Origin of the sequence: Aminobacter ciceronei, assembly GCF_014138625.1 — a bacterium.
Classification (GTDB): Bacteria; Pseudomonadota; Alphaproteobacteria; order Rhizobiales; family Rhizobiaceae; genus Aminobacter; species Aminobacter ciceronei.
This window is the reverse complement of sequence record NZ_JACJHY010000013.1, coordinates 56,134-68,733: the sequence shown is the minus strand read 5'-3', so window position 1 is coordinate 68,733 and position 12,600 is coordinate 56,134. Positions and strand designations below refer to the sequence as shown.

General features: G+C 63.9%; 11 protein-coding genes. 5 read left to right on the top strand and 6 right to left on the bottom strand.

The window, feature by feature from the left end; genetic code table 11:
- Window positions 1-554 precede the first annotated feature (554 nt).
- On the top strand, window positions 555-2,891 hold the full coding sequence (locus HNQ95_RS14805; RefSeq protein ID WP_182574416.1) for an autotransporter family protein: 2,337 nt from the start codon (window positions 555-557) through the stop codon (window positions 2,889-2,891).
- A 31-nt stretch (window positions 2,892-2,922) separates the two neighbouring features.
- Here HNQ95_RS14805 and HNQ95_RS14800 read toward each other — a convergent pair whose 3' ends face one another.
- The 6 genes from HNQ95_RS14800 to HNQ95_RS14775 all read right to left on the bottom strand — a co-directional run bounded on the left by HNQ95_RS14800 (window position 2,923) and on the right by HNQ95_RS14775 (window position 8,685).
- Complete coding sequence (locus tag HNQ95_RS14800) at window positions 2,923-3,246, bottom strand: YnfA family protein (RefSeq protein WP_067964085.1); 324 nt, start codon at window positions 3,244-3,246, stop codon at window positions 2,923-2,925.
- A 102-nt stretch (window positions 3,247-3,348) separates the two neighbouring features.
- Window positions 3,349-4,716 carry a cyclopropane fatty acid synthase gene (locus HNQ95_RS14795; protein ID WP_182574417.1) on the bottom strand — a complete coding sequence of 456 codons (1,368 nt, stop codon included), beginning with the start codon at window positions 4,714-4,716 and terminating at the stop codon, window positions 3,349-3,351.
- A 168-nt stretch (window positions 4,717-4,884) separates the two neighbouring features.
- A complete protein-coding gene (gene rplI, locus HNQ95_RS14790; protein ID WP_182574418.1) occupies window positions 4,885-5,463 on the bottom strand; it encodes a 50S ribosomal protein L9 in 579 nt (192 codons plus the stop codon).
- 215 nt (window positions 5,464-5,678) lie between these two features.
- Window positions 5,679-5,927, bottom strand: a complete 249-nt coding sequence (gene rpsR / locus HNQ95_RS14785) for a 30S ribosomal protein S18 (RefSeq protein WP_018427106.1) — start codon at window positions 5,925-5,927, stop codon at window positions 5,679-5,681.
- A complete protein-coding gene (gene rpsF, locus HNQ95_RS14780) occupies window positions 5,927-6,412 on the bottom strand; it encodes a 30S ribosomal protein S6 (RefSeq protein WP_067964080.1) in 486 nt (161 codons plus the stop codon). The genes rpsR and rpsF overlap by 1 nt, the downstream gene beginning before the upstream one ends.
- A 416-nt stretch (window positions 6,413-6,828) precedes the next feature.
- Entirely contained in the window at window positions 6,829-8,685 is a 1,857-nt protein-coding gene (locus HNQ95_RS14775; protein WP_154385196.1) for an LTA synthase family protein, read from the bottom strand.
- Between the two features lie 428 nt (window positions 8,686-9,113).
- Between HNQ95_RS14775 and fabD the strand changes: the two genes are divergently transcribed.
- The 4 genes from fabD to fabF all read left to right on the top strand — a co-directional run bounded on the left by fabD (window position 9,114) and on the right by fabF (window position 12,596).
- Window positions 9,114-10,055 (top strand): ACP S-malonyltransferase, encoded by a 942-nt coding sequence (fabD, locus tag HNQ95_RS14770; RefSeq protein WP_067964078.1) that lies wholly within the window; start codon window positions 9,114-9,116, stop codon window positions 10,053-10,055.
- 56 nt (window positions 10,056-10,111) lie between these two features.
- The gene (gene fabG, locus HNQ95_RS14765; RefSeq protein WP_067966850.1) at window positions 10,112-10,849 is read left to right on the top strand and encodes a 3-oxoacyl-[acyl-carrier-protein] reductase; all 738 of its coding nucleotides are present in this window, start codon (window positions 10,112-10,114) and stop codon (window positions 10,847-10,849) included.
- Between the two features lie 218 nt (window positions 10,850-11,067).
- A complete protein-coding gene (locus tag HNQ95_RS14760) occupies window positions 11,068-11,304 on the top strand; it encodes an acyl carrier protein (protein ID WP_055978681.1) in 237 nt (78 codons plus the stop codon).
- A 29-nt stretch (window positions 11,305-11,333) separates the two neighbouring features.
- Entirely contained in the window at window positions 11,334-12,596 is a 1,263-nt protein-coding gene (fabF, locus tag HNQ95_RS14755) for a beta-ketoacyl-ACP synthase II (RefSeq protein WP_067964075.1), read from the top strand.
- The last annotated feature ends 4 nt before the right edge of the window (window positions 12,597-12,600 follow it).

Sequence of the window (12,600 nt, the reverse complement as noted above, 5' to 3'; positions counted from 1 at the left end):
ATACTCCCGTAGCAGAGTCCGATATCGAAGTGCTGGCTCAATCTGCTTTAGCTGGGTTTCAAGGCCAGTTTGCCCAAGAATTCACAGGTCGGGCGAAACCATCCACAGGACATGAATCCTACCGCCGGAATCAATTTGACTGTTGCCGAATCCCGGCTCGCGTATTTCTCCAAAACCATCGAATCCTTAGGGCCGAACTGCACGCGGCACGGCATTGAACCACGGGAAAGATGCCTCCTGCGAGTCAGACTCCCCACGGCACAGCCGCCGGCAGCGGAAACCGGTCCGCGAATCGGCGCAATCGTAGCCGGAAATCGGAAGGAACAAAACAGGAATATTCCTCAAGCAGTTTTGTTTACCAAGAAGCTGCTCAGCATAATTCCAGGGTCGTTCGTATACATCGGCTGTTGATTTTATTCAGACATTCGCTGATCCTTGCCATCCCGAGGGCTTGTTCATCGCGATGCGGCACATGGCGAAGCATATGTCCGAGGGCTGTCAGGGGCCAATTCTGCGCTGCTGCGGCGCGGGCCTCGTCTGCTTGAGGAGGCAACATGCACGTTCTTCGCTCGGCACCGGCCCGACTGGTCTGGCTGGCTTCCACCGCCATGGTTGTGTTGGCCTCGACCGAGGCCGGTTTCGCCGCCTGCGACCTGACGCCGACGGCCGGCAACAGCGTCTATGTCTGCGACAGCGGCGCCAGCGCCGGGCTGACTGACACGGACGGCACCAATGCGCTGACGATGCCTGCTGGCGGCACCGGCACGATCAACGGCGACGTCGTCTTCGGCAATTTCCGCGATGTCGTCACCATCCATTCAGGGGTGATCAATGGCGCGGTCAACCAGAGCGGCGGTATCGACGACTTCGTCATGTCAGGCGGCGTGGTCGGATCGCTCAACCAGGGCAGTGCCCTCGATACGGCGACGATCAGCGGCGGCCACATCATCGGTGAATTCTTCGCCGGCGACTTCGTGACCATGACCGGCGGGCGCATCGGCAACGTCAATCTCGAGCAGGCCAACAACGAGATGCGGATGTCGGGCGGCAGCGTCGACACCTCGATTGTCGCGGTGCAAGGCAACGACCTGCTTGAGATCTCCGGAACCGCCGCTGTCGGCACGTTCATCAATCTCGGCAACGGCAACAACATTTTCCGCTGGCTCGGCGGCGGCAGCATCGGCGGCAATGTCACGATGGGCACCGGGCAGGACACGGCCTTGCTGCGCGGCCTGACGGAGGCCAGTTTTGCCGCCGGCCAGCTCATCGACGGTGGCTCCAGCGCCAGTATCGACACGCTGACCTTCGAGGGCACCGGTTCGACCTCGGTCGCCCGCTACGTCAACTGGGAGACCGTCAATCTGACGCAGGGCTCCCAATTCACGCTCGACGGCGATCTGGTGCTGGGCGATGGCCTGTCCAACACCGGCAGCCTGAGCATCGACGCGTCGAGCACGCTGCGCGCCGGGGCCGGCGTCAATGCCGCCGTTCGCGCCTTCACCGGAGGCAATGCGGTGATGCTGACCAATGCCGGCACCGTCGACCTGACCAATGGTGCGGCAAGTGCCACAGACAGCTTCACCGTCGTCGGCAACTACATCGGCGCCGGCGGTTACATCAGGCTCGACACCGTTGTTTCAGGTGACGGCGCGCCGTCCGACCGGCTGGTGATCGAGGGCGGCAACGCCAGCGGCTCGACCGGCATCATCATCGTCAATCTCGGCGGCACCGGCGAGCAGACCGATGCCGACGGCATCCTGGTCGTCGAAACGACCTCGGGCGGCACCACCGATGCCGGCGCCTTCACGCTGGCGAGCCCGGTGGCTTATGGCGCCTACGAATATCTGCTGTTCCGGGGCGATGCCGCGGGGCTGGGCGAGAACTGGTATCTGCGCTCCGAACTGGTCAACCCGGTTGACCCGAGCGAGCCCGGCATCCCGCTGATCCGGCCCGAGACGGCTGATTATTCCGTGATGCCGCCAATGGCCCGCGACGTCGCGCTGGCGACGCTCGGCACCTTCCACGAGCGCCGCGGCGAGCAGGGTTTCCTTGCCGGCGGCGATGATCTTTCGGTCGGATGGGGACGGGTGTTCGGCTCAAGCTCCAGCCAGGACTGGGCCGGCACGGTGTCGCCGTCGGCCGACAGCACGACGCTGGGCATCCAGGCCGGCCTCGATCTCTGGCGCGGCGAGACCGAAGCGGGCGCGCGTCACGCCGCCGGCCTGTTCCTCGGTTATGCCAGCCTCAACGCCGATATCCGCGGTGCGGTGCAGGGCCAGGCCGATCTGGCCGCCGGCAAGCTCGACCTCGATGCCTACAGCGTCGGCGGCTACTTTACCCATGTCGGTGCGGGCGGCTGGTATGTCGATGCCGTGCTGATGGGAAGCTGGCTCGGCGGCGATGCAGGCTCCGACCGCGCCATCGCCATCGATGCCGACGGCCGCGTGGTGACCGCCTCGCTGGAGGCGGGGGCGCCGATCGCTTTGACCGCAAGCTGGATGCTCGAGCCGCAGGCCCAGATCATCTGGCAGGATGTGTCCCTTGAAGACGCCGACGACACCTTGTCGGGCGTGCGCTTCGACGAGGGGCGCGGCGTCACCGGCCGCATCGGCGCGCGCCTCGAGGGCACGTTCGACACCGCCTCGGGCCAGCTCAAGCCCTATCTCAAGGCCAATCTCTGGCACGGCTTCGACGGCGAGGATGTCACCTATTTCGACAGCGACGCGATCCGGGTTGAAACCGGCGGCACCCGGCTCGAGCTCGGCGCCGGCATCAGCCATGCCTTCACCGACAAGGTGAGCGCCTTTGCGGTCGCCGATTACAGCTTCAATCTGGGCGGCGAGCGCAGCCGCAGCTTCGAAGGCAATATCGGCCTGCAGGTCAAATGGTGACGAGGCCGCGCGCGGTTTGGCCGGAGGTCAGCTAGGCGCCGCGCGGCGCAAGCAGGATGACCGAGGCGCCGAGGATGCAGATCGCGGCGCCGATCATGTCCCAGCGGTCGGGGCGGATGCCTTCGGCGAGCCAAAGCCAGGCCAGCGATGCTGCGATGTAGATGCCGCCATAAGCGGCGTAAGTGCGGCCGGCGGCGTCGGCATCGACCAGGGCCAGCAGCCAGCCGAAGGCGATGAGCGCGGCGACGCCGGGGATCAGCCACAGCGCCGACTTGTCGAGCCGCCACCAGGCCCAGAAGGAAAAGCAGCCGGCGATCTCGGCAAGGGCTGCCAGGACGTAGATGGCATAGGTCATCGAGGAAACCCTGGGGTCATGAAAAAAAGCCCGGCTCATGGCGAGACGGGCTTTTTCCTATGGCAGACGCATGAGGCGCAAGGGCCAGGCGTGGTTGCCATGCTATTCCTTGTCGGCAACCTTCCTGCGGCGGCCGATCTTTCCAGCTTCAGCCTGAGCGGCTCCGGCCTTGGCGGCAGGTTGAGCCTTGGCTGCAGGCTGGGCGGCAGGTTTGTCCTCGGCGGCGAGCTTCGCCTGCCGGTGCCCCATCTCGTGCATGGCCAGCGCCTTTTCGCATTTGCCGATATAGTCGCGGGTCAGCGGCAGCGTGTCGTTGCGGTGGCTGAGCTGGATCTGGAACACCATCAGGTCCTGCCAGCGGAAGGCAGCCTCGGACGCCGCGAGATAGAACTCCCACATCCGGCAGAAGCGCTCGTCATAGATCGCCTTGGCCTTGTCTCGGTTGGCCTGGAAACGCAGGCTCCAGTGCCGCAGCGTCTCGGCATAATGCAGCCTGAGAATCTCGACGTCGGTGACCATCAGGCCGGCCTTTTCGATTGCCGGCAGCACTTCCGACAGCGCCGGAATGTAGCCGCCGGGGAAGATGTGCTTGCGGATGAAGGCGCTTGTCGAGGCCGGCGGGCCGGCGCGGCCGATCGAATGCAGCACCATCACGCCGTCGGGTTTCAGCCGCTTGGCGACATTGTCGAAGAAGGTGCGGTAGTGGTTGACGCCGACATGCTCGAACATGCCGACCGAGACGATGCGGTCGAAACGCTCGACGAGGTCGCGGTAGTCCCTGATTTCGAAATGGACCCGGTTTTCCAGCCCCTCGGCCTGGGCGCGCTCGGTGGCAACCGCATGCTGCTCGGTCGACAAGGTCACGCCGAGCACCTGGGCCTCGAAGGTGCGGGCGAGGTAGAGCCCGAGCCCGCCCCAGCCGGAACCGATGTCGAGCACGGACTGGCCCGGCCTCAGCCGCATCTTGGCTGCGATATGCGCCTTCTTGGCGATCTGGGCTTCTTCCAGCGTCATGTCGGGATCGGCGAAATAGGCGCAGGAATATTGCATGTCGGTGTCGAGGAAGAGCCGGTAGAGATCGCCCGACAGGTCGTAGTGGCGCTGGACGTTGCGCTTGGCGCGGGCTGTGGTGTTGACCTGCTGGAAGCGGCGGAAGGCGAGCCGGAGATTGTCCAGCGCCTTGGTCCAGGCGGTGTCGATGCTGCCATTGCCGAGGTTCTGGAACACCACCCGCATCAGCCCGAGCACGTCGCCGCCGACGATGTCGACATCGCCGTCCATATAGGCCTCGGGCAAAGCCAGCATCGGGTCGAGCGTGATGGCGTTTTCGGCACGCCGCGTCTTGATCAGGAGGTGGACAGGGTCGCCCGTATCATCGCCGAAACGGTGCGATCGTCCGTTGGGGCCGGTGACTGTCAGATTGCCGGTACGCACAAGCTTCCCGACGATGCGTTGCAACAGCATATTCATGGCGTGCTCGCGAAAAGGTCAGTCGTGTAGTCCTTTCCTCAAAATAGGAGCGACGCTGCCAAGTTCCACGCCTGGCACAAAAAAAGCCCGGATGTCGCCATCCGGGCTTGGTCCAGAAAACTGGCCGGAAGACCGGCCGGTAAACTTGGATCGGGACAGAAGGCTGGATCAGCCCTCGTCGCCTTCGCCGTCCTCGTTCGGATCAAAGAAGCTGTCCGGACGGGCGTTTTCGTTGATGTCGTCGCCATAGATGGCTTCGGCGGTGGTCAGCGTCTCGCCCTTCGCCTGACGCTCGGCTTCATCGGCCGTGCGTGCGATGTTCAGCGTGATGGTGACTTCGACTTCGGCGTGCAGCGCGATGGCGACATTGGTCAGGCCGATGGTCTTGATCGGCTGGTTGAGCTCGACCTGGTTGCGGGCAACCGTGAAGCCTTCGGCGATCAGCAGATCGGCGATGTCGCGGGTCGAGACCGAACCGTAGAGCTGGCCGGTTTCACCAGCCGAACGCACGATGATGAACGACTTGCCGTCGAGCTTGTCGGCGACCTGCTGGGCTTCCGACTTGCGCTCGAGGTTGCGGGCTTCGAGCTGGGCGCGCTGGCCTTCGAACTTCTTCTTGTTGGCTTCGTTGGCACGGAGCGCCTTGCCCTTGGGCAGCAGGAAGTTACGGGCAAAGCCGTCCTTGACCTTGACGGTGTCGCCCATCTGGCCGAGGCGGGAAATGCGTTCGAGGAGAATGACGTCCATTGTCCTTGTCCTTTCGTTGGCTGCAAAGGCAGCGGAAAAATTCAACGGGCAAGGAAGCAATGAGGGCGTTGCCGCCGGTTTCGCTGTCCTGCCTGTCGCGGCAGTTAGGATTTCCCTTAGAAATCCAACCCGGGATTTGAAGGTTCACCCGACCGCGCCCGTCGCGGCAGGGAATGGTCCGGCCCGGGGCGAATGCCGCCGGGCCGGAACCGATATCACTTCACCACGTAGGGCAGCAGGCCGAGGAAGCGGGCGCGCTTGATCGCCTGGGCGAGTTCACGCTGCTTCTTCTGGCTGACGGCGGTGATGCGCGAAGGAACGATCTTGCCGCGCTCGGAAATGTAGCGCTGCAGCAGACGCACGTCCTTGTAGTCGATCTTCGGAGCGTTGGCGCCGGAGAACGGGCAGGTCTTGCGACGACGGTGGAAAGGACGACGGGTCGGGATCTGGTTGATGTCGACCATTATTCTGCACCCCCTTCAACACCTTCGCGCGGACGGCGCGGGCCACGATCACCACCGCCATCGCGGTCGCCGAAGCTGCGCGGGCCACGGTCGCCGCGATCGCCGAAGCTGCGCTGCGGACGGTCGCCGAAGCCACCGCGTTCGCCACGCTCGGAGCGCTCTTCGCGCTTCTGCATCATGGCGGAGACGCCTTCTTCATGCGCCTCGACCTTGACGGTCATGAAGCGCAGGACGTCTTCGGACAGGCCCTGCTGACGCTCGACTTCCTTGACGGCAGCCGACGGCGCGGTGATGTCCATCAGCGTGTAATACGCCTTGCGGTTCTTGTTGATGCGGTAGGTGAGGGACTTCAGTCCCCAGTTCTCGACCCGGCCAACCGATCCGCCAGCTGCAGTGATGATGCCCTTGTAGTGTTCGACAAGTGCATCGACCTGCTGCTGCGAGAGGTCCTGGCGGGCAAGAAACACATGTTCATAAAGAGCCATAGTTTTTGCCTTTCTTCGTTTCCATCTTCCGGTCCCGGCGGCTAGAGCCTCTGCGACTTCCCTGATCCTTCGAGGGCCATTGGCCACCTCGGGAGAAGAAAGGTGCACGACGAGACGGTCGAGAGCGGAGACACGGGAGGCGGAAGCGTTTTCGCTTCACACGGCGGCTTTCAAGAAAGCCTCCGGCCCTCCGTTCAGCCCCCAGCTGGGACCGGCAGATGGCGGGCGTCTATATGCTAAGGCGATACAAGGCAAGGGGGAAGGCCGAGATTCCCTGAGAAATCGGGCTTTTGCGCCCGATTTCGATGTTCAGCCGAAGGCTTCCGGGATGAGAAATCGGGCTTTTTGCGCCCGATTTCGATGCTCAGCCGAAGGCTTCCGGGATGAGAAACCGGCCTTTTCAAGCCGGTTTTGGCTCAGCTGAATGCCTCGTCCCGGACGAACAGCGGCGAGCGCGTACGGTTGGCGACGACCTTGTCGACGGTCTCGGGGAAGAAGCCCTTGGCGCCGCGGCGCTTGCCGAACATCATGTCATATTGCAGCCAGCGGAAATCGCGGATCGCCGGGTCGAGTTCCTTCTGGCGCGACCAGTCGAACACCGATTGGCCCTGTCGCGGCATCAGCATGTTGCGGTCGACGACGCGGTAGCGGTCATGCAGGTCGCCGAGGAAGCCGGTGTAGTAGGGGTGGCTGATGCCGGCGGTCTCGAGCACGTGCAGCGGCAGGAAGGCCGGGCTGATCGAGCCGATGTCGCGCGCAGCACCGGTGCGGTTCGACCACACCACCAAGGGCGTCTCGTGCTGCACCAGCATCTCGTCGAGCGGCGCCTTGCGCTTGGCGACCGGCTCTTTCATGAAACCGGTCTCGACATAGACGGGGCCGAGCGGCGGCAGGTGGTCGCCGAAGAAGGCAATGACCGTCGGGCGTTCACGCTTGCTGGCCCAGTCCATCAGCCGCTTCAGGCCACGGTCGGCATCGGAGGCACCTTCGGCATAGGTCAGGATCGAATCGCGCGTCCACTGCGAGGTCGGCGCATCGACCTTGTGGGTGGTGTCGCTGTAGCGGTTCGGCTCATAGGGGCCGTGGCTCTGCAGCGAGACGGCAAAGAAGAAGAAGGGGTGGTCGGTGGCGTCGGCCTGGCGGATGATCTCTTCGGTCAGCGCGGCGTCGGAGACCAGAGGCCCGCGCTTTTCCAGCGGCGGCAGGTTCTCTTCCGACAGGAATGTATCGAAGCCGAAGTCCTTGTAGACAAACGAGCGGTTCCAGAACCAGCTGCCGAAGGGATGGATGGCCTTGGTGTCGTAGCCTTCGCTCTTGAAGAAGGTGGCAAGCGAAGGCACCGGCGCGCGGACATATTGCTGGTAGGGGATCGAGCCGGCCGGCAGGAAGGCGTTGGAGAAGCCGGTCAGCGCCTCGAACTCGACATTGGCGGTCATGCCGCCGAACTCGGGCGAGAAGACGTGGCCGGACTGCGCGGCGCGCACGTTCTGGATCGGATCCGGCGTGATCGAAACACCGGGCAGCCGCGTCGGATCCCAGAAGGATTCGCTCATCACGATGATGACGTCGGGCTTTTCCTCGGGCAGGACGGCGGCTGCCTGCGACGGTGCCGCGATGGCGTCGATGGCCTTGTCGGAATAGCCCTGCGGCGCCTTGACCTTGGCCATCGGCACGTTGAGCGCAAAGGCGATGGCAAAGCCGTTGGAGGCGTAGTTTTCCTTCTGGTCCCACATCATCGGGATGATCTGCAGGCGGTCGCGCGTCCACGAGAAGGTGGCGTAGTCCATGATCGAGACGAAGAAGGCCAGCGCCGGAATGGCGATCGCCAGGCGCGACATGCGCGCCCAGAACGACAGCGCCGGCATGCGGCGGCGCCAGTAACGCCAGGCAAGCACCAGCAGCGAGATGCCGCCGATGAGGCCGACCGCAATGCCGATGCCGGCGAGCGGCCGCTCGCGCACCAAAAGCGGCATCAGTTCGACGATCTGCCTGATATAGAGGAAATCGGTCGGGTAGAGCGGATCGCCGAGATAGAGCGACTTCTGGTGGCCGACGAAGGCCAGCGCCAGCGCCACGGGTGCTACGACCAGAAGGCCGTTATAGGGCCGGCCGAGCAGCGCGTCGAAACCGATGATCAGCAGTGCGAACAGCGCCACAGTGGTCCAGCTCGGCTTGAACGGCTGCTGGAAGAAATTGAGCGTGTCGACGAAGGAACCGCGGGCGACGAATTCGATGGCGAAGACCAGCACCGCCGAGACGGCGAGCGTGATCATCACCGAGCGCAGCACGCCGAGCGCATAGGCACGCCGGCTGAGTGCTTCAGCCTCGTTTTCCTCGTCGCGGGCGACCGTTTTGCCTGTCGCGAACAGCTTTGCCAACTCAACTTCCTCGAACGCTGGACGGCGGCGTCACGCAACCGTCACGAAACTGTCATCGAAAACCTAGCGCATATGGCAAAATTGAGAAGGATGGGGCAAACAAAACGTTTTTCGCATTAATTCTCTGTGATTATTTGCCCCAAAGCGGTGCCAAAGCCCTCAAGGCTTGACTTGACGGTATCCATTGCGCCAGAGGCACAACGACATGGCGCGCCGCCGGTTCCAACGACGTCCGGCGCAGCACCTCGTGATATGTCTGCCCGCCGAAGCCCGAAAAACCGATTCCGGTTCGGGTCGATGCGGCAAGTAGCCAGGAGATCGACATGGCCGTTGCATTCACTTTTCCGGGGCAGGGCAGCCAGGCCGTCGGCATGGGCAAGGAATTGGCCGATGCCTTTCCGGAGGCACGCCGCGTCTTCGAGGAAGTCGACGACGCGCTCGGTGAAAAGCTGTCGAAGCTGATCTGGGAAGGGCCTGAGGAGACGCTGACCCTGACCGCCAACGCCCAGCCGGCGCTGATGGCGGTGTCGATGGCAGCCTTCCGGGCGCTGGAAGCGCGCGGCCTGTCGCTCAAGGACAAGGTGTCTTACGTCGCCGGCCACTCGCTCGGCGAATATTCGGCCCTTGCTGCCGCCGGTTTCGTCTCGGTCGCCGACGCGGCACGCCTGCTGCGCATCCGCGGCAACGCCATGCAGGCGGCGGTGCCGGCTGGCCAGGGCGCGATGGCTGCGATCATCGGCCTCGAACAGGGCGACGTCGACGCCGCCTGTGCCGAGGCAGCACAGGGCTCGGTCTGCCAGATCGCCAATGACAATGGCGGCGGCCAGCTGGTCATTTCGGGCGAGAAGGCAGCGGTCGAGCGTGCCGCGGCCCTTTGCACCGCCAAGGGCGCCAAGCGCGCGCTGATGCTGCAGGTCTCCGCCCCCTTCCATTCGGCGCTGATGGCACCCGCTGCCGAGAAGATGCGCGAAGCGCTGGCCGGGGTGAAGAAGAACGTGCCGGTCGTGCCGGTCGTTGCCAATGTCTCTGTCACGCCGATCACCGATCCGGAAGAGATCGCCGCCCGCCTCGTCGAGCAGGTCACCGGTCGTGTCCGCTGGGCCGAGACCGTCGAGTGGTTCGGCAACAACGGCGTCACCACGCTTTATGAAGTGGGCGCCGGCAAGGTGCTGTCGGGCCTCGCCCGCCGCATCAACAAGGAGATCGCGACGTCAGCCGTCAACACGCCGGCCGATGTCGAGGCGGCGATTGCCGCGCTCGCCTGAACGATTCAAACGACCCCACCCGTGTGAAGGGTGCGCTCTTCAAGGAAGGTAGCAAAATGCTCGATCTGACCGGCCGCAAGGCACTCGTCACCGGTGCATCCGGCGGCATCGGCGAAGAAATCGCCCGCATCCTGCACAGCCAGGGCGCCATTGTCGGCCTGCACGGCACCCGCATCGAAAAGCTCGAGGCGCTGGCCGGCGAACTCGGCGACCGGGTCAAGCTGTTCCCGGCCAATCTCGCCGACCGCGACGAGGTCAAGGCGCTGGGCCAGAAGGCCGAAGCCGAACTCGAAGGCGTCGACATCCTGGTCAACAATGCCGGCATCACCAAGGACGGCCTGTTCGTGCGCATGTCGGATGCCGACTGGGACAGCGTCATCGAGATCAACCTGACGGCGATGTTCCGACTGACGCGCGAATTGACCCATCCGATGATGCGCCGCCGTCATGGCCGCATCATCAACATCACCTCGGTCGTCGGCGTCACCGGCAATCCCGGCCAGACCAATTATTGCGCCTCCAAGGCCGGCATGATCGGCTTCTCCAAGTCGCTGGCCCAGGAGATCGCCACCCGCAACATCACCGTCAACTGCGTCGCCCCCGGCTTCATCGAATCGGCGATGACCGAGAAGCTCAACGACAAGCAAAAAGAGGCGATCATGGCGGCGATCCCGGCCAAGCGCATGGGCACCGGCAAGGAAGTTGCCTCGGCGGTCGCCTATCTCGCCTCCGATGAGGCGGCCTACGTCACCGGCCAGACGATTCACGTCAATGGCGGCATGGCAATGATTTGATTTGGGATCTGATTGGGATCTGATTGGCCGATTGGCCGGGATAACCGGCCCTTTTGCCTTGGACGCGGTGAATTTTTCGTGTATTGCCGCGCTCCATCAGGTGGCCAGGACGAAACCCGACCGCCGCCCGAGCGCTTGGGAAAGCGTAGATTACAGCTTGATTAGCGGCAATCCGCCCGCTAACGAAGACCTAACAACACCAGACTGAGGATGCCCACATGAGTGACACCGCAGAGCGCGTCAAGAAGATCGTCATCGAACATCTTGGCGTCGACGCCGACAAGGTGACGGAAGCTGCGAGCTTCATCGACGATCTGGGCGCGGACAGCCTCGACACGGTCGAGCTCGTCATGGCTTTCGAAGAAGAATTCGGCGTCGAGATCCCCGATGATGCGGCCGAGACCATCCTCACCGTTGGCGACGCCGTGAAGTACATCGACAAGGCTTCGGCCTGAGCGATCGCGAATTGTCAGGGGTGCCTGCGATGAGGCGTGTGGTCGTCACAGGCCTTGGCCTGCTTTCACCGTTCGGCATGGGCTACGAGCACGGCTGGAAAGAGCTTCTTTCCGGCCGCAGCGCAGCCCGGCGGATCACGGAGTTCGAGGTCGACGACCTTGCCTGCAAGATCGCCAACGTCATCCCTCGCGGCGACGGCTCCAACAACAGCTTCAATCCCGAAGCGGTCCTTGAACCCAAGGAACTGCGCAAGATCGGCGACTTCATCCTGTACGGGATCGCGGCCGCCGACGAGGCATTGAAGGATTCGGGTTGGCAGCCAAAGACGCCGGACGAACAGAATTCGACCGGCGTCATGATCGGCTCGGGCATCGGCGGCATTGACGGCATCGCCGAAAATGCCCTGATCCTCAAGGAGCGCGGCCCGCGCCGCATCAGCCCCTTCTTCATTCCGGGCCAGATCATCAATCTGGTTTCCGGCCAGGTGTCGATCCGGCACGGGCTCAAGGGCCCGAACCATGCCGTGGTCACCGCCTGCTCGACCGGCGCGCACGCCATCGGCGATGCGGCCCGCCTGATCATGTTCGGCGATGCCGACGTGATGGTGGCCGGTGGTGCCGAAGCGCCGGTGACGCGCCTGTCGCTGGCCGGCTTTGCCGCCTGCAAGGCGCTCTCCACCGACCGCAACGACGATCCCGAAAAGGCCTCGCGCCCCTATGACCGCGACCGTGACGGCTTCGTCATGGGCGAGGGGGCGGGTGTCGTCGTCCTCGAAGAGCTCGAACACGCCAAGGCGCGCGGTGCCAGGATCTATGCCGAAGTCGTCGGCTACGGCCTGACCGGCGATGCCCATCACATCACCGCACCGGCCGAGGATGGCGACGGCGCCTTCCGCTGCATGAGCGCCGCCCTCAAGCGCGCCAATCTGACGCCCGCCGACATCGACTACATCAACGCCCATGGCACCTCGACCATGGCCGATACGATCGAACTCGGCGCCGTCGAACGTCTCGTCGGCAACGCCGCCTCCAAGGTGTCGATGTCGTCGACCAAGTCGTCGATCGGCCACTTGCTGGGTGCTGCGGGTGCTGCCGAAGCGATCTTCTCGATCCTCGCCATCCGCGACAACATCGTGCCGGCGACGATCAACCTCGACAATCCCGAGCGCGAGACGGCCATCGATCTGGTGCCGAACACACCGCGCAAGCGGCAGGTCGACGTCGCCCTGTCGAACTCCTTCGGCTTCGGCGGCACCAACGCCTCGCTGGTGTTCCAGCGCTTCAACGGCTGATAGG

What these genes read in the sequence shown, in the direction of transcription:
- HNQ95_RS14805 (WP_182574416.1), top strand. Translation starts at nt 555, where the DNA reads ATGCACGTTCTTCGCTCGGCACCGGCCCGACTGGTCTGGCTGGCTTCC.
- HNQ95_RS14775 (WP_154385196.1), bottom strand. Translation starts at nt 8,685, where the DNA reads ATGATCACGCTCGCCGTCTCGGCGGTGCTGGTCTTCGCCATCGAATTC.
- rpsF (WP_067964080.1), bottom strand. Translation starts at nt 6,412, where the DNA reads ATGGCTCTTTATGAACATGTGTTTCTTGCCCGCCAGGACCTCTCGCAG.
- rplI (WP_182574418.1), bottom strand. Translation starts at nt 5,463, where the DNA reads ATGGACGTCATTCTCCTCGAACGCATTTCCCGCCTCGGCCAGATGGGC.
- HNQ95_RS14795 (WP_182574417.1), bottom strand. Translation starts at nt 4,716, where the DNA reads ATGAATATGCTGTTGCAACGCATCGTCGGGAAGCTTGTGCGTACCGGC.
- HNQ95_RS14800 (WP_067964085.1), bottom strand. Translation starts at nt 3,246, where the DNA reads ATGACCTATGCCATCTACGTCCTGGCAGCCCTTGCCGAGATCGCCGGC.
- fabG (WP_067966850.1), top strand. Translation starts at nt 10,112, where the DNA reads ATGCTCGATCTGACCGGCCGCAAGGCACTCGTCACCGGTGCATCCGGC.
- fabD (WP_067964078.1), top strand. Translation starts at nt 9,114, where the DNA reads ATGGCCGTTGCATTCACTTTTCCGGGGCAGGGCAGCCAGGCCGTCGGC.
- rpsR (WP_018427106.1), bottom strand. Translation starts at nt 5,927, where the DNA reads ATGGTCGACATCAACCAGATCCCGACCCGTCGTCCTTTCCACCGTCGT.
- fabF (WP_067964075.1), top strand. Translation starts at nt 11,334, where the DNA reads ATGAGGCGTGTGGTCGTCACAGGCCTTGGCCTGCTTTCACCGTTCGGC.
- HNQ95_RS14760 (WP_055978681.1), top strand. Translation starts at nt 11,068, where the DNA reads ATGAGTGACACCGCAGAGCGCGTCAAGAAGATCGTCATCGAACATCTT.